The sequence below is a fragment of the Streptomyces sp. NPDC001904 genome, from assembly GCF_040297005.1.
In the GTDB taxonomy this organism is placed as follows: domain Bacteria; phylum Actinomycetota; class Actinomycetes; order Streptomycetales; family Streptomycetaceae; genus Streptomyces.
In genome coordinates this window covers 51,850-71,004 of record NZ_JBEOYI010000034.1, presented here as the reverse complement: position 1 = coordinate 71,004, position 19,155 = coordinate 51,850, and the positions used below count along the sequence as shown (strand labels likewise).

Here is a 19,155-nt window from a genome sequence, read left to right as displayed (position 1 = left end):
CGCGCAGTTCCCCGCGCCCCTGAAGGCATGCGCTGCGCGCAGCCTTCCCCTAGCGAGCGGAGCTCGCTTCAGGGGCGCGGGGAACTGCGCGAGAAGCGGCCACCGGCCCGCACCCGAAGAACAACCCAACAGGGGCGCGGGGAACCGCGCGACCCGCGGCCACCCGCGCACGGCCACAGACGTGACGAACACGGCACCTCGCAGCCCTTAACCCCGCCCCCGACGCCCGCCATGATGGGGAGGTTGTGAAGTCATGAGGTGAGCGGGGTCGTTGCGATGCCAGGCACAGGGAGCGGCACAGGAAACCCGGCGCGACGCACCGCCGTCGCAGCGGCGACCACGAGCGCCGTCGTCCTCCTCACCGCGCTGACCGGCTGCAGCGCCGACGACACCGCCGCCTCCGCGAACCCCCGCTCCACCGCCCTGACCGGCAAGAACGCCCGTACGGCCACAGATCCGGTCCCCCGCGGCAGCGGATCGCGGACCGCCTCCGATTTCAACGGTGACGGCGCCCCCGACCTCGTACTGGACGATCTCGCGCACGACGGGCTCGGCGACGACGCCGGGATCGCGATCGTGTACGGGAAGAAGGGGCACGGACTGACGCCGGGCGTACGGCAGTTGCTGTCCCCGGCGAAGTACGCGGCGCCGACGAAGGGCCAGACCCCGGCGGCGTTCGCGTCCGAGGCGAGCTGCGACCTGAACGCGGACGGCTTCACCGATCTCGTCGTGTCGACCGACCCGCCCTACGACGGCCAGGGGCAGCCGCCCGTCCCCCTCCAGATCCTCTTCGGCTCGCCCGGCGGGATCGCGGGCAAGGGCGTGAAGGTCGCGATCCCGGCGAGGGCGCGGCTCGGCAACGACTGGCCCGACCAGCCCGTGTGCGGCGACTTCGACGGCGACGGCAAGGCCGACCTCGTCGTGCACGCCAGCAACGACAGCCTCTCCTTCCTCCCGGGCCCCTTCACCCGCTCCGGCGCCCCGCGCGGCACGGCCCGTCTCGTACCGTCCTCAGGAAACGTTCCTGCCGGGCCCGCCGCCGACGTGGACGGCGACGGCACCGACGACGTCCTGGTCCGCGCCCACGGCGGCACCGCCCGCGCGACCGTCGCCCTGGGCGGCCCGACCGGCCCGCAGACGGCCGGAACCACGTATCCGGCGGGCACGGACGTGGCGTTCGGCCGGTTCGGCTCGGCGGTCATGACCGGCGACGGCATCGTGCTGAAGAACGGCCGCACCCTCGCCGTCCCCGGCACCACGCTCGACACGGGCGACCTCGACGGCGACGGCCGTACGGACCTGATCGCGTCCGGCGACGGAAAGATCCGCCTCGTGGCGGGCGGCACCCGCGTGCTGAAGGGCTCCCCGGGCGGGGGCCGGGTGATCGCCGTCGCCGACTACGACGGCGACGGGCGGGACGATCTGGTCGTCCAGCGCACCTCCGGGTCGGACTCCGCCAAGGACTCCGTGGTGGTGCTGACGGGCGAGCGGACGGCGTCACTGCTGGCGGCGAAGCCCCGACCGGCCTTCTCGACGGCCGAGTTCACCGCCGACGTCGCCCCCTGAGTGTTCCGGGCCCCCATCGGTTCCCTTTTTCCCAAACGCCTCACAGCTCCCGTACAACCCTTGTACCTGCCAACGAGTCTCCTCTTCGCCGACCTGGAGGTCATGCACGGGACAACTCCCGGCAAACGACAGCCGAACGGCACCTCATCGACGCGGATGTCCGCCAGACATCCCCTTTCCCGCGCAGGAGCCCACCGCATGGCCAAGCACAGAAGTACCTCAGCCGTCTCCCCGGCCCGCATCCGCATCGCGACGGCGACGGCGGTCGCCGCCGCGCTGACCGGCGGTCTGCTCGCCGTGTCCGCGGGCTCGGCGGGCGCGGCCGACTCCGTCCACCACCCGAAGGCGGACTTCAACGGCGACGGCTACGGCGACCTGGCGGTCTCCGCGGGCGACGCCACCGTGGCCGGGCACAAGGAAGCCGGCCAGATCGTGGCCCTGTACGGCTCGGCGAGCGGCATCACCTCCGCCAAGCGCTCCACCATCAGCCAGAACACGGCGGGCGTCCCCGGCGCCTCCGAGGCGTACGACCACTTCGGGTGGAGCAGCGCGTACGGCGACTTCAACCACGACGGCTACGACGATCTCGCCGTCGCCGCCTCGTACGAGAAGGTCGGCAACGATGTCGACGGCGGCACCGTCGCCATCGTGTGGGGTTCGCCGAGCGGCCTCACGGGCGGCACCACGATCACCGACCCCGCCGTCTCCTCGCACGACCGCTGGGGCCAGGCCCTGGCCGCGGGCGACTTCAACGGCGACGGCAAGGACGACCTGGCCATCGGCTCGTCCTCCTCCACCCTGTACGTCTACAAGGGCAGCACGACCAAGTCCGCCTCGCTGGGCGGCCACTACACCGTCAAGCCGAACATCATCAGCGGCAGTGGCGCCGGGCCGCTCAGCCTGTTCGCGGGCGACGTCAACGGCGACCGGAAGACCGACCTCGTCGCCAACGGCTACGAGACCAGCAGCGCCGACGGCTGGAACACCAACTACTACCTGCCCGGCACCGCGTCCGGCCTGACCACGAGCGGTGCCAAGAAGCTCAAGCGCGGCGTCATCACCGGCATCGGCGACGTCAACGGCGACGGCTTCGGCGACATCGTCACCGGCCAGGACTGGGACCCGAACACCAAGAACCCCGACGGCAGCACCTCCACCGTCCCCGAGTCGGTCACCGGCGGCCAGGTCCACGTCACCTACGGCTCCGCGTCCGGCCCGTCCGCCGTCACGAACATCACCCAGAACTCCGGCAACGTGCCCGGCAGTTCGGAGCGCGGTGACTGGTTCGGCAGCGAGCTCGCCCTCGGCGACATCAACGGCGACTCCTTCGCGGACGTCGTCGTCGGCGCCCCCGGCGAGAACCTCGGCTCCGCCGTCAACACCGGCGCCGTCACCGTCCTGTACGGCTCCGCGAACGGTCTGGACACCACGTCGGGCACCCAGTTCTTCGCCCAGTCCACGGCCGGCGTGCCCGGCGGCGACGAGAAGGACGACTTCTTCGGCAGCGAGGTGAAGCTCACCGACGCCAACAAGGACGGCAAGGACGATCTGGTCGTCGGCGCCGTCGGCGAGAACGACTACAACGGCGCGCTCACCTACCTCCCGTCGGACGGCACCAAGATCACCACCACGGGCGCCCGCTCCCTCTCGGCCTCCTCGGTCGCCGTGAGCACCTCGGGCTACCCGGAGTTCGGCGCGAACGCGGCCAACTGATCCACCGGCCGGCCCCGGGGCCTCCCCCTAAGGGCCCGGTGACAGACGCCCCGTAGGGGATGTCACAGCTCAGCCGCAATGCCGGGCCCGATCCCCGGGCCCGGCATCGACCCCGCGGAAACCAGGTACGTTCGACTACGTGGCTGGATTCAGGAACGGACGCGGCCGGGACAACCGCGAAGCGCCCCAAGGCCCCCCGCAGTACTACGGCGGCGGCGGTGGTCAGCAGCAGTGGCCCCAGGGCAACAACGGCGGCGGGGGCGGACACGGCGAGCCGGAGTACTTCGGCGACCCGCGGCAGGCGCCCCGCCCGCAGCAGGGCGGCGGCTACGACCCGTACGCGGCCAACAACCCGGGCCACACCCAGGCGTTCTCGGTGAACCCGGACGAGGACCCGTACGGCCAGGGCTCCACCTACCAGGCCGGCGCGGCCCCGGCCGGCCCCATCGGCCCCCGCCTGCACTGGAAGGACCTCCTCACCGGAGTCGTCTTCCGCCCCGCGCCGACCTACCTCCAGATGCGCGACTACGCGATGTGGGCCCCGGCGCTCATCGTCACGTTCCTCTACGGCCTGCTCGCCATCTTCGGCTTCGACGGCGCCCGCGAGGACGTGATCAACGCCACGCTCTCCTCGGCGATCCCCTACGTCCTCACCACGGGCGTCGCGGTCACGATCTCGTTCTTCATCCTCGGCGTGGTCACCCACACCCTGGCCCGCCAGCTCGGCGGCGACGGCGCCTGGCAGCCCACGGTCGGCCTCTCCATGCTGATCGCCTGCCTCACCGACACCCCGCGCCTGCTCGTCGGCATGTTCCTCGGCGGCAACGAGATGTTCGTCCAGCTCCTCGGCTGGGCGACCTGGATCGCGGCGGGCGCCCTGCTCACCACGATGGTCTCCAAGTCCCACGACCTCCCCTGGCCCAAGGCCCTCGCGGCCTCGGCGATCCAGCTGGTCGCCCTGCTCTCGATCATCAAGCTGGGCACGTTCTAGCCACGTCACGCACGCACACGAAGGGGCCCGGCACCGTCGAACGGTGCCGGGCCCCTTCACGTACGTACAGACGGCCTCAGGCGTCGAGCACCTGACCGTCACGCTTCACCACGGGCGGTTCAACACTCCACGGGAAGTTGATCCAGTCGTCGGTCCGCTTCCACACGTACTCGCACTTCACGAGCGAGTGGGACTTCTCATAGACGACGGCGGACCGCACCTCGGCCACGGTGTCCAGGCAGAAGTCGTGGACCAGCTTCAACGTCTTGCCGGTGTCGGCGACGTCGTCGGTGATCAGGACCTTCTTGTTGGAGAAGTCGATGACGTTCGGCACCGGAGCCAGCATGACCGGCATTTCCAGCGTTTCGCCCACACCGGTATAGAACTCGACGTTGACGAGATTCAGATTCTTGACGTCCAGCGCGTACCCGAGGCCGCCCGCGACGAAGACGCCGCCGCGCGCGATGCTCAGGATGATGTCGGGCTCGTACCCGTCGTCGGCGATGGTCTGCGCGAGCTCGCGGATCGCGACCCCGAACTTCTCGTACGTAAGGTTCTCGCGCACGGGGGCCGTACCGCTGCTGTCGCTCATGTCGCTGCCGCTCACACCTGGGTCCGATGGAAATTGAGGAAGGAACGCGAGGCGGTCGGCCCGCGCTGTCCCTGGTAACGCGAACCGTAGCGCTCGCTCCCGTACGGGAACTCGGCGGGTGACGACAGGCGGAACAGGCACAGCTGCCCGATCTTCATCCCCGGCCACAGCTTGATGGGCAGCGTGGCGAGGTTCGACAGCTCCAGCGTCACGTGGCCGCTGAAGCCCGGGTCGATGAAACCGGCGGTGGAGTGCGTGACCAGCCCGAGGCGGCCGAGCGAGCTCTTGCCCTCAAGCCGCGAGGCGATGTCCTCGGGCAGCGAGATGACCTCGTACGTGGACGCCAGCACGAACTCGCCCGGGTGCAGGATGAACGGCTCGTCGCCCTCCGGCTCCACCAGCCGGGTCAGGTCGGCCTGCTCGACGCTCGGGTCGATGTGCGGGTACTTGTGGTTCTCGAACACCCGGAAGTAGCGGTCGAGCCGCACATCGATGCTCGACGGCTGAACCATCGATTCGTCGTAGGGATCGATCCGTACCCGTCCGGAGTCGATCTCGGCCCGGATGTCCTTGTCTGAGAGAAGCACGCACCGAGGATACGCAGAGCGCGCGGGCCCGCCACAATCGGCGGGCCCGCGCGCTCTGACCTGGTCCGTACGACTACCTGTGCCGCGATTACCGCTGCTGCGGTCCCACAGGAACGGCATGCCGCAACCGAGCACACTTCGGACACCGGATGAGCCGGCCGGGACCGAGACGGTCGGCCTGCTGCATCGGGAACGAAGCAGTGCTGAACACGTGCCCTTCGGCACATCGGACGACGGTGCGCTCCAACGAGTCCATCAAGTCCCGGAGTCCCTTCCCCACGAGCCACTGGGCCAGTTTCCTGGCCGACGACGGGGTCACATTACGGGATGAAAGGGACGCGGATCCAGGCGGCACTCCGACCTCGGGACACCCCTGAGAAACCCTCGCGCGGTCCGCCCACCGTACGCCTCAACTCCCTTCACCCGCAGTCACATCCAGGCCGCACAACGCAGCCGGGCCCCGGCGGCTTGAGCGCCCGGGGCCCGGCATGGGGTACAGTGTCCGGCAGTACAGGCCGCTTCAACGGCGGTACTACGCGGGTGTAGTTTAATGGTAGAACATAAGCTTCCCAAGCTTAGAGCGCGAGTTCGATTCTCGTCACCCGCTCCACAGCTCAGGCCCAGGTCATCGACCCGGGCCTTTTTGCTGTGCGCTTCCGCTCAGTCGCCGCGTGCCAGATCCGTGCCAGATGTTTGATCATCCGACTTCCGTGCCACGGCCCGCCGAGCCTTCCTGACACTCCGGTCAAGCATCCCGGCGACCTCCTGTTGCCGCTCCTTCTCGGAGTGCTGGTAGATCATCGCCGCCTTCTCCGAGGACTGGCCGGCGCGCACCATCGTGTCCTTCAGGGTCGCGCCCGATCCGGTCGACAGGGTGTGCCCGGTGTGGCGCAGGTCGTAGAACCGGAAGTGATCGGGCAGGCCCACGACAGCACGGGCCTTGCGCCAGTACCGGCCGAAGGTGCTGCGGCGGAAGGGCTTGCCGCGCTCGCCGACGAAGAGCAGCCCATCGGGGCCTTCCTCGGCGAAGGACTCCAGGTGCCAGCGCAGCTCACGTGCGAGAAACGCGGGCAGGTAGATCGTGCGGGTACCGGCGTCCGACTTGGTGACACCGGGAGCACGGCGCCCGTTCACCCGCTCCGGTTCGGCGACCCGCACCGTGATCCTCAGTTCGTCCAGGTCGACGTCCCGGCGACGCAGGCCGGCCAGTTCTTCAGGACGGGTCGGACCGTACGCGCCGAGGTAGAGCATCAGACGCCAGCGCATGCCGATCGCGTCGGCAAGGGCATCGACCTGGGCCACGGTGGCGGTGGGCCGCTCGTCCGCTTTCTCCACGCCCGCGCCCTTGATCCGGCAGGGGTTGCGCCGGATCAGTTCGTCGTCGACCGCAGTTTCCATGATGGCCTTCAACAGCCGATACGCCTTAGCCGTCACCGACTGCGACCCAGTGGAGAGTTGCTCCGTGCGCCAGGCCCTCACCCGCGGCGCGGTGATCTCGTCCGGGCGGGCTTCCCGGCTCCGCTGGGGCTGCCGCTCCTGCCTCCGGCCCGCTCCGCCCCGGCTGCGCCGACGCCCGCCCACAGTGGATAGGCCCGGAGGACATGAGTCGAGCACCCGACACGCTCGCGGCTCACGGTCACAGACGATGCCTCCGGCGGGGGATCGGCCGGCACCGGGTGGGAGGGGGCGCCGTTCCCGGCCGCGGGCACATCGTGGCGAGGGCGGTGGGCTCCTGGCGGTGGGCTCCCATCCCGTCCACCGTCGACCCAGGCAGAGCCGAGCGGTTCCCTCAGGAGCGCGTGGGACTGAAAGTCCGTAGGTGAGCAGCTCAGCTTGTCAAGACTGCCTCGTTGAGCTGACACCAGCGGCTGACACCAACAACGACGTACGGCGCCGATCAACGCCGAAACCTCAGCGGCAGCCGAACCAGGGTTCAGCGGACGTTCATCATGGTCGAGAGGGCACCTCGATCGACCTGATGAGGATGCGGCCCGAGCTCAAAGCATGTGAGTGGTCGTGCCCCATCCGTGCCCGATAGACCGGGAACTCACAGGGAATCACGGTCACTAGCGGGCAGTGCGCATGACGAGGGCCCCCGACCAATCTGACTGGTCAGAGGCCTTCAACCTGCGCGGTGTGTGTGGGATTTGAACCCACGGTGACTCTCGCCACGACGGTTTTCGAGACCATGCTCAACCCAAGGCGGATGGGGATGCTGGTGGTTGGGATCGGTCAGCCTCCTGACACGACAGTTACGATCACCGCCGCGATGGCGGAAAGCAGGCCTCCTACAGCAATGAAGCCGTTGAACTTGTCTTTCGCGGTTGGAAAGACGGCACGGCTTATGTTTCCGACCTTGCTCCGCAAAACGATCAACTTTATTTTCTGCCAACGGTGTTGACGTCTCTTACACCCCATCAGCAGGCCGTAGGCGTTATCCCGGCAGTAGGTCTTGCCGTCTCGGTTGACTGCTCCGCACCAGGCCGGCACCCAGAAGGAGGCATAAGCGAAGACGGCAACGGATAAGGCGGCGATGATCGGAAGTGCCCACTGCTGGGTCCACGCGACAATGAGTGGCCCAACCGCGATGTATCCCCAGTACAAGCGCATAGCTTTCCCCATGAAGGCGCAGCGTAGCGGCATATGCGCAGGTCAGGGATCGGCAAGAATTAGACAGAAGTTCCAGCGTGTCGCGTACGGCCCTCTTGACTGGCGCTGTCTCTGGCGACGTTCCTCGGGTCGTCCCTGGGCCGTCTCTGGGCCGTCCGAGGTCGCTCAACACCGGCAGACAACGACCAACGACGACCACTCAGGCGACCTCCACCACGCCCCGGAGCTGCAAAAACGCAGGCCGCCAAGATCTCCGACGACACCCAGGGCAAGAAGAAGGCAACAACCAGCCGTAGCCTTCGGATACGGATCAGACATGTGAGGAACAGCGGGTGAAGCGCGAAGTCGGTCGACCGGTCTACCGGGTAGGCGATGTACTGAGAGTGAGTTGCTCGCCGGCGAGCGCGCGAGTTGCCGATGTTCGGGGCTCCTACGTCTCTGTGGAGTGGCCCTGGGAGAAGATCGATCCGGACTCCCGGTTCCGATGGAACGGCCAAGTGGCCTTCCCTGCCGACCCTGGCTCGTGGGAGTGGTCGTACACGCTGTTTCGCACCGAGCCGAGCCCTCAATACCTGAACCGTGGGGACTCGTGCAGCGTCAGCATTCCCGAGACGCTCGTTCGTGTCGTCGACATCCGGCGCCACGATCCGCCCTTGGACCTGGGTCGGCTTCCTCGACCGCACACGAGGCTGGTCGTACTCCCCGTCGACGCTTCCTCTGACGCCCTACAGGAGGACGAAGCGGCCACGATCGAGATCGAGTCCGCCGCGCCCATCGCGATTGAACTGGTGGAGCAGGCCTAGAGGTCGCCTGCCGGGCCAATCGGCCTCAGCCCACCCGAGGAAGGACAAAGTCTCGGTTGGGTACCGGATGTACAGCAGCGAAGTACAGCAACCACAGCGCCCGTGCTAGTCCAGGCCCGTTCGTAGCGAACACGTGAGTGACTGGTTTGACCGTCACTGACCGCTCTACTTAGAGCTACGGATCAGAAGGGTCGTTGCTCCCCGTGGGCGTCGAGCGCATCGGTGTAGCGCTGTAGCTTCGCTCGCAGTTCCTCTTGGAGGAGGCTTGCTGCCTGGCGGGCCTCCTTCAGGTCGCCGGCCGCGCAGAGTTCGACGAGCTCGGCGATGTCCGCGGAGAGGATCTGGAGGGTGTCACCCTGGACCAGGACGCCAGGAAAGCGACGGCCGGGCAGACGCACCACGGCGTCGTTGCCGGCATCGGTGAACAGCTCGGCTTCTACTCGCTCCATCAGGGCCCCGTCTCAGTTTCCGTCTCATTCAGCTTCGTTCAGGGCCGTCCATGGCAGGACCGGGGCGGAAGCCAGCGGCATCGCCGGACGGGCTTGAACGCAGGTGGACAGCCTCGTATGTGCCCACGTGCGGCATCAACAGACTTGGAAAGCGTGCATGAGGTGCAGCGGCGGCCTACCGCCCCACGTTTGAGGGTTCAGCCTCCGCTGTCAGTCCCGAGCCGTACGGTCCTGGCCGTGGGCCGCCGGAAATTCGGCGCGTCCTCAGAATGCTGTCCGTAGGCTCGGCGCCGTGACCGAAGACGCCCGCCTCATAGCGAACTACCGAGTCCACGTCGTACCCGCGATTCTGGCTCTGGCCAATCCGCCGTGGCAGCGGAACGTCTGGCTCGACCCGGCGGTGTTCGAGAACCTGGATCACATCTTCCACACACTCTTCGACGACTTCTGCGACGCCGACGAGCCTGAGCGGTTTCTCGGTATCAGCCTGAGAACCGAAGAAGAGGTCTCTCTCATGCGTGAGCTGGGTGTCGCCCTGGCCGAGGCGGAGGTGCAGGCGCCCAACGACACGGACGAGGAGTATCTGGAGTCGTCTTGTTGGCCGGAGGTCGTGGCCGTCGCCGGGCGACTGGCGCGAGTCATGGTTGCCAACGATCTTGGAGAGCTCGTCGCGCTGCACGAGTCCGAGACCGAGGACTAGCCGATCGGCGGCTTCGGGACGAGGTGTTCCCGGGTGGGCACGATGTCAGGGCCGGAAGCGAACGAAGCCGTCGGACTGGTCCAGGTGGAACGGTGAGGCAGGACGCGTCGGGTGCCAGCCCTGGGCGAGGGCCGATGTGATGGCGGCGCTGACATCGCTGGGTAGCACTGCAGCACTCGGTGCTCCGAACCAGTTGCTGGCGTGCGGTTGGTTCGTGGTGACGACGAGGATCGTTCCATGAGTGTCTTCATGCTGCACCGCGTACGTGCACGGCCTGTCACAGAGAGCCTGGTCATAAGTCGGCCGGCGGCGCAGGCGCCAGCGGTAAGCCGTTCCGTCGACGACGATGCGTCGTGAACCCTTGCGGCCGATTGCCCCTCCAGCCCGGTGATCAGGTGATAAGAGACAAGGTAGTAACCGAAGATGTTGTTCACGCGGAAGGGTCCGCGACTTGAGGCTCGCCGCCGCTGGGGCGCTCACCTGGGCAGGCCACTGTCGGCCCAGGTCAACGACCCCGTTCCGGAGCGATCTCCGCGATCAGCGCCCGGACACGGCGTTCGATCTCGTCCCGTATCGGGCGGACCGCCGCGACGTCCTGGCCTGCCGGGTCCGGGAGTTGCCAGTCGACGTAGTGCTTCCCGGGGAAGACCGGGCAGGTGTCGCCGCAGCCCATGGTGATGACGACGTCGGAGGCCTGGACGGCGTCCACGGTCAGCACCTTGGGGACCTCCGCCGAGATGTCGATGCCGACCTCGGCCAGCGCCTCGACCACGGCCGGATTGAGCGTGTCGGCGGGGGCGGAGCCGGCCGAGCGGACCTGGATGCGGTCACCGGCGAGGTGGGTGAGGAAGGCCGCGGCCATCTGCGAGCGGCCGGCGTTGTGGACGCAGACGAACAGGACCGAGGGCTGTCGCGGAGTGTCAGGCACGGGCGGGGGCTTCCTGTGGTTGCGAGGTGGGGAAGTAGCGGCGCGCGTACAGGGCTACGTGGACGAGGCCGATCAGTACGGGCACTTCGATGAGCGGGCCGACGACTCCGGCGAGGGCCTGGCCGGAGGAGGCGCCGAAGGTGGCGATGGCGACGGCGATGGCCAGCTCGAAGTTGTTGCCCGCGGCGGTGAAGGCGAGCGTCGTCGCCTTCGCGTGGCCGAGGCCGACGGCCCTGCCCAGCAGCATTGATCCGGCCCACATGAGCACGAAGTAGACGAGCAGCGGCAGCGCGATGCGGACCACGTCGAGCGGCTGTGAGGTGATGGCGTCGCCCTGGAGGGCGAAGAGGATGACGATGGTGAACAGCAGGCCGTACAGGGCGAACGGGCCGATGCGCGGGATCAGTTTGGCCTCGTACCAGGCGCGGCCCTTGGTCCTCTCGCCGATGCGGCGGGTCAGGTAGCCGGCCGCGAGCGGGATGCCGAGGAAGACGAGGACGCTGCGGGCGATCTCCCACACGGACACGTCGAGGCCGGTCTGTTCGAGGCCGAGCCAGCCGGGGAGAACCTGGAGGTAGAACCAGCCGAGCGCGGAGAACGCGATCACCTGGAACACGGAGTTGAGGGCGACCAGGACGGCCGCCGCCTCACGGTCGCCGCAGGCCAGGTCGTTCCAGATGATGACCATGGCGATGCAGCGGGCGAGGCCGACGATGATCAGGCCGGTGCGGTACTCGGGCAGGTCCGGCAGGAACAGCCAGGCCAGGGCGAACATGAGGGCCGGGCCGACGATCCAGTTCAGCAGCAGCGAAGGCAGCAGCAGGCGGCGGTCGCGGGTCACGGTGTCGAGCCGGTCGTAGCGGACCTTGGCCAGCACCGGGTACATCATCACGAGCAGGCCCAGCGCGATGGGCAGGGACACCCCGCTCACCGTCACCCTGGCCAACCCATCCCCCAGTCCCGGGAGCAGGCGGCCCAGACCGAGCCCGACGGCCATCGCGGCGAGGATCCACACCGCGAGGTAGCGGTCCAGGAACGACAGCCGTCGCGACGCAGTACTCACGCGTCGCCTCCCGGGCGGGTCAGGATGCCCGCGAGGCGGTCGGTCGTCTCCGGCAGCAGCCAGTAGTAGACCCAGGTGCCGCGCCGCTCGCAGTCGATCAGTCCGGCCTGCCGGAGCAGCTTGAGGTGGTGGGAGATCGTCGGCTGGGACAGATCGAAGGCCGGGGTCAGGTCACAGACGCAGACTTCCCCGCCCGCCTGCGAAGCGATCATCGAGAGCAGCCGCAGACGCACCGGATCACCGAGGGCCTTGAAGACTTTCGCCAGCTCGACGGCCTGATCCTCGTCCAACGGTGCGGTCAGCAGGCCGGGGCAGCACGCGTCGGCGTCCCCGGTCTGCCCCAGCACCACAAGCTCTTGATTCGACATTCCTCTATGTTGACAGACTTCGATTCAGCACGCAATGCTGCATCGACAGACATCAATGCAAGCGAATGGAGTACCGCCATGTCCCGCGCTCAGCTCGCCCTGCGTGTCAGCGACCTGGAAGCGTCGATCACCTTCTACTCGAAGCTGTTCGGCACCGAACCGGCCAAGCGGCGCGAGGGCTACGCCAACTTCGCCCTCACCGAGCCCCCGCTCAAGCTCGTCCTCATCGAGGGCGAGCCGGGGCAGGAGACCCGCCTCGACCATCTCGGCGTCGAGGTCGAGTCCACCGACCAGGTCACCGCGGCGACCGACCGGCTCAAGGACGCCGGCCTGGCGACGTTCGAGGAGAACGACACCTCCTGCTGCTACGCCCTCCAGGACAAGGTCTGGGTCCACGGCCCCGGCCAGGAGCCCTGGGAGGTCTACGTGGTCAAGGCCGACGCCGACACCCTCGGCAAGAGCGCCCGGCCCGAGACCAGCGGCGACGGCTGCTGCGCCGCCGAGGCCCCGGCGGAGACGTCGACCAGCACGGACGCGGCCTCCTGCGGCTGCGGCTGATCCGCGCCCAGCCACTACCGTCATGCGGCCGATGCGCCGGCCCCGGGGCGTGAGTCCGAGGCGGGCGTCAGGCGTCCTCCGGGGCCCGTACCTCGAATCCGTGCAGGGCGATGGCGTCCGCGTCGACGTCGTCGGGGCGGGGCGTGCCCTCCTGGATGAAGCCGCAGAGCGCTCGCAGCGCCTCCTCGCCGAGGTCCAGGGGGTGGAAGGGCAAGGGGTAGCGGTCGTCGCCGTCGTCGTCGGGGTCGAGGGTGACCGGGTGGTCTCCGGCCCAGTAGGGGCGCTCGAAGGGGAGCGGTTCACCGATGTTCTCGATGATGCCGCTGTCCGGGGACAGGCTCAGGGAGCGGACGAGCCGTCCGTCCTCCCACACGGCGAACGCCAGCCAGTCGACGACGCTGTGCATGGCGTGCAGGACGAGCCGTCGGCCCGCGCTCGCCGACACGAGGTGGTCCGGGAGCCGGGAGGGCGCGTCGATCATCACTCTCCGGTCGGCGATGACGTCCACGCCCGGCCAACTGGCCGCGTACGCCGTCCCCGTGAGCGGATACACGCCCTCCCCGAGGCTGGAGCCCGCGCACTCCCCGACGACACGGCCCGGACAGAGCCGCCGCACCATGGCGGCCGTCGCCTCCCGGTCCGCCGATCCCACGCGCCGCAGCAGCTCGGCCGCGTCCCCGTCGGCGTACACGAGCAGTCCCGTCTTGGCCCCCACGGCCCCTCCCCCGGATCGTGACCCTTGATCGTGGAGGAACCGTAGCGAGGGGCACTGACAACGGGCGCCGGGGTGCGTCAGACGTTGACCCCGAAGTCCAGGGCGATGCCGCGCAGGCCCGAGGCGTAGCCCTGGCCCACCGCGCGGAACTTCCAGTCGCCGCCGTGGCGGTACAGCTCACCGAAGACCATCGCCGTCTCGGAGGAGGCGTCCTCGGAGAGGTCGTAGCGCGCGATCTCGGCGCCGCCCGCCTGGTTCACGACCCTGATGAACGCGTTGCGCACCTGGCCGAAGCTCTGGCCGCGGGCCTCCGCGTCGTGGATCGAGACCGGGAAGACGATCTTGTCGATCTCGGCGGGGACGGCCGCCAGGTTCACCTTCACGCTCTCGTCGTCGCCCTCGCCCTCACCCGTGAGGTTGTCACCGGTGTGCTCGACGGAGCCGTCCGGGCTGGTGAGGTTGTTGTAGAAGATGAAGTGCCGGTCCGAGACGACCTTCCCGGACGCGTCGCACAGCAGGGCGCTCGCGTCGAGGTCGTAGTCGGCGCCCGTCGTGGTGCGGACGTCCCAGCCGAGGCCCACCAGGACCGCGGTCAGCCCGGGCGCCTCCTTGCTCAGGGATACATTGCCACCCTTTGCCAGGGAAACTCCCACTGCTCCTACCTCCGTTGTTCGCATCGTCGCGCTCGGCGACTCGGTGTGCCGTCACCCCGTCAACGTGTGCGCCGAGGCGATCGTTCCTACGGTTGCGCAATGCTTAAAGTAATGACCATGAAGCCACTCGCTCCAGCAGCCCGGGAACTCGCCGTCCTCGTGGGCGGGCCCGCCCACGGACTGCGCCTGCACGTCACGGACCGGCCGCCGGTGGTGCAGGTCACCCGCCCCTGCGACCTGGCGGAGCCGGCCGGACCGGTGCCGGGACTGCGGGCCGAGGCCCTGTACGTCTACCGGCGGGACCTGAGCACCCACGACGAACCCTTGCGCTACGGGTTCGACGGCGCCAGCCCGTGAGGATCATGGACCGCCGCTAGCGCGTCTCGCCCGGCTCGGCCACGTCCACGGGCTTCACCGGCGCCGTCGCGGCGGCCGCACCCGTCGCGCCCGCCGCGCCCTCTTCCTTCAGCGCCTGCGTCTCGCTCTTCAGGATGCGCAGCGACCTGCCCAGGGAGCGGGCGGTGTCCGGAAGCTTCTTCGAGCCGAAGAGCAGGATGATCACCAGGGCGACGATCAACAGGTGCCAGGGCTCTAGGGCGTTGCGGAACATGGGGCCACCTCTTGTCGGGGGTTCGCGGTGCGGGGGTCGTTCAGAGTTACTTGCTACATTGCGCAACCGTACAACCTTCTGGTTCCACCGGACGAGGGCGCGAGGGCACACAGATGACGCGGACATCCGAGACGCGGGCCGGGCGCGCCCGGCGCCGGGGCGGGCGGCGGCAGAAGCGGCGACTGCGGCCGGTGCTCGTGGTCGGACTGTCGTTCCTGGTGCTGGTCACGGCGGGCGCGGGCTGGCTCTATCTGCGGCTGAACGGCAACATCGACACCTTCTCCGCCGACGGCGTCTCCAAGAACCGGCCGGACGCCGACGCCTCCAAGGGCGAGAACGTGCTGGTCATCGGCACCGACGCGCGGACCGACGGCAACAGCGACCTCGGCGGCGGCGACAAGAGCGACATCGGCCGCTCCGACACCGCGTTCCTGCTGCACGTCTACGCCGACCACCGGCACGCCGTCGGCGTCTCCATACCCCGCGACACCCTGGTCACGATCCCGCCGTGCAAGCTGCCCGACGGATCGTGGAGCGCGACGCGGACCGACGTGATGTTCAATGCCGCGTACTCGACCGGCGAGACCGCCAAGGGCAATCCGGCCTGCACCCAGAACACCGTGGAGAAGCTGACCGGGCTGCGCGTCGACCACACCGTCGTCGTCGACTTCAAGGGATTCTCGAAGCTCACCGAGGTCGTCGGCGGCGTCAAGGTGTGTCTGCCGAACGACATCTACGAGAACGACCTCAATCCCCATCGCGCCGCCCAGGGCGACCGGATCTTCACGAAGGGCGTGCAGACCGTGTCCGGGCAGCGGGCCCTGGACTACGTACGCATCCGGCACGGCATCGGCGACGGCTCCGACATCGGACGCATCAAGCGCCAGCAGGCGTTCGTCTCCAGCCTGATCAGGAAGATCAAGGACGACGGGTTCACCCCCACCCGGCTGCTGCCGCTCGCCGACGCCGCCACGAAGTCGATGACCGTCGACAGCGGGCTCGGCACGGCCGACAAGCTGCTGTCCTTCGCCATGTCGATGAAGGACGTGGACCTGCACAACACCAAGTTCATCACCGTGCCCTGGAAGTACCAGGGCAGCCGGGTCGCCGTCGTGCAGCCGGACGCCGACGCGCTGTGGGCGTCGCTCAAGGACGACCGGACCCTCGACGGCAAGGACGCCAGCGGCGGGAAGGCGGCCCGGGCCGCCGCGTCGAGCGCCGCACCGTCGGCCGCCGCCACCGAGGACGTGCGCGGGGACGGGGCCGCCGTCGCCGTCTACAACGGCACCCGCACCTCCGGTCTCGCCGGTGCCGCCGCAGCGCTCCTCGCCGGGCACGGCTTCACCGTCACCACCACCGGCAACGCGGCCGGCCAGGACCACACCACGACCACCATCACGTACGGCAGCGGTGAGAAGTCCGACGCGCAGGCCCTCGCCCGGCTCTTCCCCGGCGCCGAACTCGTCGGCGGGGACGGGCTGAGCGTCGTGCTCGGCTCCGACTACACGCCCGGAGACGGTGCGCAGGCCTCGGCGTCACCGGCGCCGACCGCCGTGCCGTCCGGCGTCGCCGCCGAGGCCCGCTCCGCCGACGACGACCTCTGCTCCCACCTGTCCTACGGCTGAGGGGCCCCGGCCTGCGGCTGCGGCATCCGGCGGCGCAGGGCCACCAGCGCCGCCGCGTACAGCGCCAGCACCGCCGCGAGCAGCGGGTAGTAGATCGGCGGCAGGCCCGTCATGCCGAGCAGCGGGCCGAGCGGGGAGAGCGGCAGCAGGACGCCGACGGCCGCGAGGGCGGTCGCCGAGGCGCGGATCGGCGTGGGGGCGCGGCCCTCGGCGGTGCGGCGGCCGGTGCGCAGCAGGAGCATGACGAGGGCCTGGGTCAGCAGGTTCTCGGTGAACCATCCGGCGTGGAAGCCCTCCTGGTCGCCGAGGTCGAGGGTGCCCGGCAGACACCAGGCGAGGACGCCGAAGGTGGTGAGGTCGGCGAGGGCGCCGAGCACCCCGAAGCCGGTGAGCGAGCGCAGGAAGGCCCGCGGCCGCAGGACCGTGGGGCGGCGCAGCGCGGCCGGGTCGGGGCGGTCGTGGGCGAGGGCCAGCTGGGCGCCGTCGAAGCACAGGTTCTGCACCAGGACCTGGGCGGGGAGCATCGGCAGGAACGGCAGCAGCAGGCCCGCGGCGAGCATCGCGATGACGTTGCCCAGGTTGGAGGAGAGCGTGATGCGCAGGTAGGAGGCGATGTTGGCGCTGGAGTGCCGTCCGGCGTCGACGGCGTGGCCGATGGCGGTGAGGTCCTTCTCGGCGAGGACCACGTCGGCGTCCTCGCGGGCCACGTCGACGCCGTCGCGCGGGCAGACCCCGACGTCGGCGGCGCGCAGCGCGGGCAGGTCGTTGACGCCGTCGCCGAGGAAGCCGACGGTGTGCCCGTGCAGGCGCAGGGCGGCGACGACGCGGGCCTTGTCGGCGGGGGTGCAGCGGGCGAACACGGTGGTGCGGGCGGCGAGTTCGGCGAGCGTCCGGTCGTCGAGGTCCGCCGTCTGCGCGCCGACGGCCACATCGCCGGGGTCGATGCCCAGGTCGCGGCAGGCGCGGGCGGCGGTGGCGGGGTGGTCGCCGGTGAGGACCTTGACGGTGACGCCCTGCTCGGCGAGGGCCCGTACGGCGTCGTGGGCGGTGTCGGCGAGCGCGTCGTGGAAGGCGACGAAGCCGTGGAAGTCCAGGCCGCGTTCGTCGGCCGGGGTGTAGCCGCGGGTGCGGGCCGGGCGGCGCGCGGTGGCCACGGCCAGCAGCCGGACCCCGTCGGCGGCCGCCGCGGCGGCGCGGGCCGACAGCTTCTCCCGCTCGGCCGGGTCGTCGAACGCGCACCGCTCGACGACCTCCTCGACCGCGCCCTTCACGACGAGCAGATGGGTGCCGAGTGCGCCGGGTTCCCGTACGACGGCGGTGGCGAGGCGGCGGACGGGGTCGAAGGGCAGCGCGTCGACGGGGTCGTACGTCTCCACGCGGTCGAGGTCGGCGCCGTCGAGGAGTGCCTCGTCGAGCGGGTCCGGGTGCGGCAGCTCGGCGGCCTGAAGGGTCCACCACGCGCAGACGGCGGCCCAGTGCAGGGCGTCGGGGTCGGTGCGGCCGGGGTCGACGACCGGACAGTCCTGGGTGAGGGTGCCGGTCTTGTCGACGCACAGCACGTCGACGGCGCCGAGGTCGTGCAGGGCGGGCAGGCGCCGGACGATGACGCCGTGGGTGCGGGCGAGCAGGGCGGCGCCGCGGGCCAGGCAGGTGGTGACGATGACCGGCAGCATCTCGGGGGTGAGCCCGACGGCCACCGCGACGGCGAACGGGAGGGTCTCCAGGCCGCGGCCGCGCAGGGCCGCGTTCGCCATCAGCACCAGCGGCGGGGTGATCAGCATGAACCGGATCAGGGTCCAGGAGATGCCGTGGACGCTGCGGTCGAAGGCGCTGAGCGGGGCCGGGGACGGGCCGGTGCCGTCCCGGGCGCGCTCGGCGGCCCGCCCGTGGCCCGTGCCGCGCACCGCGGCGAACCGGGTGTCCGCGCCGGTCGCCACGACGATGCCGGTGCCGCTGCCCGAGGCGACGCTGCTGCCCTGGAAGCACAGGTGGGCGGTGTCTCCGGCGGCGGGGGCGTCCACGGGGTGTTTGGGCGCGGGCGCCGACTCCCCGGTGAGCGCCGCCTGTTGCACGGTGAGTCCGTGGGCCTTGATCAGGCGCAGGTCGGCGGGGACGAGGTCGCCCGGCGCGAGCCGGACCACGTCGCCGGGGACGAGGTCGTCGACCGGGATCTCGCGGGCCCGCGGTTCGGCGGCGGGGCTCTCCCTGCGCCGGACGCTCGCGGTGCCCGCGACCAGCTCGCGCAGCCCGGCGCCCGCCCGGTCGGCGCGGTGCTCCCCGTGGGCGCGCAGCGCGCAGCTGACGATCACCAGGGCGAGGATGACGCAGGCGGTGCCCCACGCGGAGACCACCGCGGAGACGAGCCCGAGGCAGAACAGGACGGCGGTGAACGGGTCGCGCAGGCTGCGCCAGAACCGGACGGGCAGCGAGATCGGCCGGGCCGTGGGCAGCGTGTTCGGGCCGGAGCGGGCCAGCCGGTGTCCGGCCTCGGCCTCGGTCAGGCCGCGCGGTCCGGTGTCCAGGGCGCGCAGGGTCTGGAGCACGGTCTGGTCGCCGGCGACGGGGCCCACGGGGGTCGCCGGCCGGGATCCCGGACCGGGGTCGGGCAGGGCCACGGCGGTGCC

The 19,155-nt window shown here is 69.9% G+C and carries 19 protein-coding genes, 1 tRNA gene and 1 pseudogene; 9 read left to right on the top strand and 12 right to left on the bottom strand.

Going from position 1 to position 19,155, the window contains the following annotated elements:
- Window positions 1-276 precede the first annotated feature (276 nt).
- The 3 genes from ABT127_RS35270 to ABT127_RS35260 all read left to right on the top strand — a co-directional run bounded on the left by ABT127_RS35270 (window position 277) and on the right by ABT127_RS35260 (window position 4,270).
- Window positions 277-1,566, top strand: coding sequence for an FG-GAP repeat domain-containing protein (locus tag ABT127_RS35270; RefSeq protein WP_351459329.1), 1,290 nt, complete (start codon window positions 277-279; stop codon window positions 1,564-1,566).
- 198 nt (window positions 1,567-1,764) lie between these two features.
- Window positions 1,765-3,279: a VCBS repeat-containing protein gene (locus ABT127_RS35265; RefSeq protein ID WP_351459326.1), complete on the top strand. Its 1,515-nt coding sequence runs from the start codon at window positions 1,765-1,767 to the stop codon at window positions 3,277-3,279.
- A 139-nt stretch (window positions 3,280-3,418) separates the two neighbouring features.
- Window positions 3,419-4,270 carry a Yip1 family protein gene (locus ABT127_RS35260; RefSeq protein WP_351459323.1) on the top strand — a complete coding sequence of 284 codons (852 nt, stop codon included), beginning with the start codon at window positions 3,419-3,421 and terminating at the stop codon, window positions 4,268-4,270.
- 76 nt (window positions 4,271-4,346) lie between these two features.
- Here the strand turns inward: ABT127_RS35260 and ABT127_RS35255 are convergent, their stop codons facing one another.
- Both ABT127_RS35255 and dcd read right to left on the bottom strand, forming a co-directional pair.
- Entirely contained in the window at window positions 4,347-4,862 is a 516-nt protein-coding gene (locus ABT127_RS35255) for a phosphoribosyltransferase (protein ID WP_351459320.1), read from the bottom strand.
- An 11-nt stretch (window positions 4,863-4,873) separates the two neighbouring features.
- A complete protein-coding gene (gene dcd, locus ABT127_RS35250; protein WP_111662908.1) occupies window positions 4,874-5,449 on the bottom strand; it encodes a dCTP deaminase in 576 nt (191 codons plus the stop codon).
- Between the two features lie 536 nt (window positions 5,450-5,985).
- Between dcd and ABT127_RS35245 the strand changes: the two genes are divergently transcribed.
- A tRNA-Gly gene (locus ABT127_RS35245) sits at window positions 5,986-6,059 on the top strand.
- 50 nt (window positions 6,060-6,109) lie between these two features.
- On the opposite strand, the pseudogene ABT127_RS35240 reads toward ABT127_RS35245, so the two are convergent.
- Together ABT127_RS35240 and ABT127_RS35235 are read right to left on the bottom strand one after the other, a co-directional pair.
- Window positions 6,110-6,949: pseudogene (locus ABT127_RS35240) on the bottom strand (tyrosine-type recombinase/integrase); the annotation flags it as partial.
- A 732-nt stretch (window positions 6,950-7,681) separates the two neighbouring features.
- Window positions 7,682-8,071, bottom strand: coding sequence for a hypothetical protein (locus ABT127_RS35235; RefSeq protein WP_351459317.1), 390 nt, complete (start codon window positions 8,069-8,071; stop codon window positions 7,682-7,684).
- Between the two features lie 320 nt (window positions 8,072-8,391).
- Here ABT127_RS35235 and ABT127_RS35230 point away from each other — a divergent pair, with 320 nt between their 5' ends.
- Complete coding sequence (locus ABT127_RS35230) at window positions 8,392-8,862, top strand: hypothetical protein (RefSeq protein WP_351459314.1); 471 nt, start codon at window positions 8,392-8,394, stop codon at window positions 8,860-8,862.
- 182 nt (window positions 8,863-9,044) lie between these two features.
- On the opposite strand, the gene ABT127_RS35225 is transcribed toward ABT127_RS35230, so the two are convergent.
- Complete coding sequence (locus ABT127_RS35225; RefSeq protein WP_351459311.1) at window positions 9,045-9,311, bottom strand: DUF6959 family protein; 267 nt, start codon at window positions 9,309-9,311, stop codon at window positions 9,045-9,047.
- A 292-nt stretch (window positions 9,312-9,603) separates the two neighbouring features.
- Between ABT127_RS35225 and ABT127_RS35220 the strand changes: the two genes are divergently transcribed.
- Window positions 9,604-10,011 carry an SCO4402 family protein gene (locus tag ABT127_RS35220; RefSeq protein ID WP_351459309.1) on the top strand — a complete coding sequence of 136 codons (408 nt, stop codon included), beginning with the start codon at window positions 9,604-9,606 and terminating at the stop codon, window positions 10,009-10,011.
- Between the two features lie 505 nt (window positions 10,012-10,516).
- Here ABT127_RS35220 and ABT127_RS35215 read toward each other — a convergent pair.
- Genes ABT127_RS35215 through ABT127_RS35205 form a run of 3 tightly spaced genes read right to left on the bottom strand, consistent with a single transcriptional unit; the run spans window position 10,517 to window position 12,370 of the window.
- Window positions 10,517-10,939 carry an arsenate reductase ArsC gene (locus ABT127_RS35215; protein WP_351459306.1) on the bottom strand — a complete coding sequence of 141 codons (423 nt, stop codon included), beginning with the start codon at window positions 10,937-10,939 and terminating at the stop codon, window positions 10,517-10,519.
- Window positions 10,932-12,002, bottom strand: a complete 1,071-nt coding sequence (arsB, locus tag ABT127_RS35210) for an ACR3 family arsenite efflux transporter (RefSeq protein WP_351459303.1) — start codon at window positions 12,000-12,002, stop codon at window positions 10,932-10,934. Before arsB ends, ABT127_RS35215 begins: the two co-directional genes overlap by 8 nt.
- Window positions 11,999-12,370: an ArsR/SmtB family transcription factor gene (locus tag ABT127_RS35205; protein ID WP_351459301.1), complete on the bottom strand. Its 372-nt coding sequence runs from the start codon at window positions 12,368-12,370 to the stop codon at window positions 11,999-12,001. The genes arsB and ABT127_RS35205 overlap by 4 nt, the downstream gene beginning before the upstream one ends.
- Window positions 12,371-12,448: 78 nt before the next feature.
- Between ABT127_RS35205 and ABT127_RS35200 the strand changes: the two genes are divergently transcribed.
- Window positions 12,449-12,928, top strand: coding sequence for an ArsI/CadI family heavy metal resistance metalloenzyme (locus ABT127_RS35200; RefSeq protein ID WP_351459298.1), 480 nt, complete (start codon window positions 12,449-12,451; stop codon window positions 12,926-12,928).
- A 67-nt stretch (window positions 12,929-12,995) separates the two neighbouring features.
- Here ABT127_RS35200 and ABT127_RS35195 read toward each other — a convergent pair whose 3' ends face one another.
- Both ABT127_RS35195 and ABT127_RS35190 read right to left on the bottom strand, forming a co-directional pair.
- Entirely contained in the window at window positions 12,996-13,643 is a 648-nt protein-coding gene (locus ABT127_RS35195; RefSeq protein WP_351459295.1) for a DUF6928 family protein, read from the bottom strand.
- Between the two features lie 77 nt (window positions 13,644-13,720).
- Complete coding sequence (locus tag ABT127_RS35190; protein ID WP_351459293.1) at window positions 13,721-14,296, bottom strand: TerD family protein; 576 nt, start codon at window positions 14,294-14,296, stop codon at window positions 13,721-13,723.
- Window positions 14,297-14,413: 117 nt separating this feature from the next.
- Here ABT127_RS35190 and ABT127_RS35185 point away from each other — a divergent pair, with 117 nt between their 5' ends.
- Window positions 14,414-14,653 carry a hypothetical protein gene (locus tag ABT127_RS35185; RefSeq protein WP_351459291.1) on the top strand — a complete coding sequence of 80 codons (240 nt, stop codon included), beginning with the start codon at window positions 14,414-14,416 and terminating at the stop codon, window positions 14,651-14,653.
- A gap of 16 nt (window positions 14,654-14,669) precedes the next feature.
- Here ABT127_RS35185 and tatA read toward each other — a convergent pair whose 3' ends face one another.
- Entirely contained in the window at window positions 14,670-14,906 is a 237-nt protein-coding gene (tatA, locus tag ABT127_RS35180) for a Sec-independent protein translocase subunit TatA (RefSeq protein WP_351459289.1), read from the bottom strand.
- Window positions 14,907-15,019: 113 nt separating this feature from the next.
- Between tatA and ABT127_RS35175 the strand changes: the two genes are divergently transcribed.
- Window positions 15,020-16,531, top strand: coding sequence for an LCP family protein (locus ABT127_RS35175; protein WP_351459286.1), 1,512 nt, complete (start codon window positions 15,020-15,022; stop codon window positions 16,529-16,531).
- Here ABT127_RS35175 and mgtA read toward each other — a convergent pair.
- A complete protein-coding gene (gene mgtA / locus ABT127_RS35170; protein ID WP_502971832.1) occupies window positions 16,522-19,146 on the bottom strand; it encodes a magnesium-translocating P-type ATPase in 2,625 nt (874 codons plus the stop codon). The two genes, ABT127_RS35175 and mgtA, sit on opposite strands and share 10 nt — an antisense overlap.
- Window positions 19,147-19,155: the final 9 nt, after the last annotated feature.

Excerpts from the sequence above, each read along its gene's own strand:
- ABT127_RS35270 (WP_351459329.1), top strand. The coding sequence starts at position 277 with ATGCCAGGCACAGGGAGCGGCACAGGAAACCCGGCGCGACGCACCGCC.
- ABT127_RS35265 (WP_351459326.1), top strand. The coding sequence starts at position 1,765 with ATGGCCAAGCACAGAAGTACCTCAGCCGTCTCCCCGGCCCGCATCCGC.
- ABT127_RS35255 (WP_351459320.1), bottom strand. The coding sequence starts at position 4,862 with ATGAGCGACAGCAGCGGTACGGCCCCCGTGCGCGAGAACCTTACGTAC.
- ABT127_RS35235 (WP_351459317.1), bottom strand. The coding sequence starts at position 8,071 with ATGGGGAAAGCTATGCGCTTGTACTGGGGATACATCGCGGTTGGGCCA.
- ABT127_RS35225 (WP_351459311.1), bottom strand. The coding sequence starts at position 9,311 with ATGGAGCGAGTAGAAGCCGAGCTGTTCACCGATGCCGGCAACGACGCC.
- ABT127_RS35205 (WP_351459301.1), bottom strand. The coding sequence starts at position 12,370 with ATGTCGAATCAAGAGCTTGTGGTGCTGGGGCAGACCGGGGACGCCGAC.
- ABT127_RS35200 (WP_351459298.1), top strand. The coding sequence starts at position 12,449 with ATGTCCCGCGCTCAGCTCGCCCTGCGTGTCAGCGACCTGGAAGCGTCG.
- ABT127_RS35185 (WP_351459291.1), top strand. The coding sequence starts at position 14,414 with ATGAAGCCACTCGCTCCAGCAGCCCGGGAACTCGCCGTCCTCGTGGGC.
- tatA (WP_351459289.1), bottom strand. The coding sequence starts at position 14,906 with ATGTTCCGCAACGCCCTAGAGCCCTGGCACCTGTTGATCGTCGCCCTG.
- ABT127_RS35175 (WP_351459286.1), top strand. The coding sequence starts at position 15,020 with ATGACGCGGACATCCGAGACGCGGGCCGGGCGCGCCCGGCGCCGGGGC.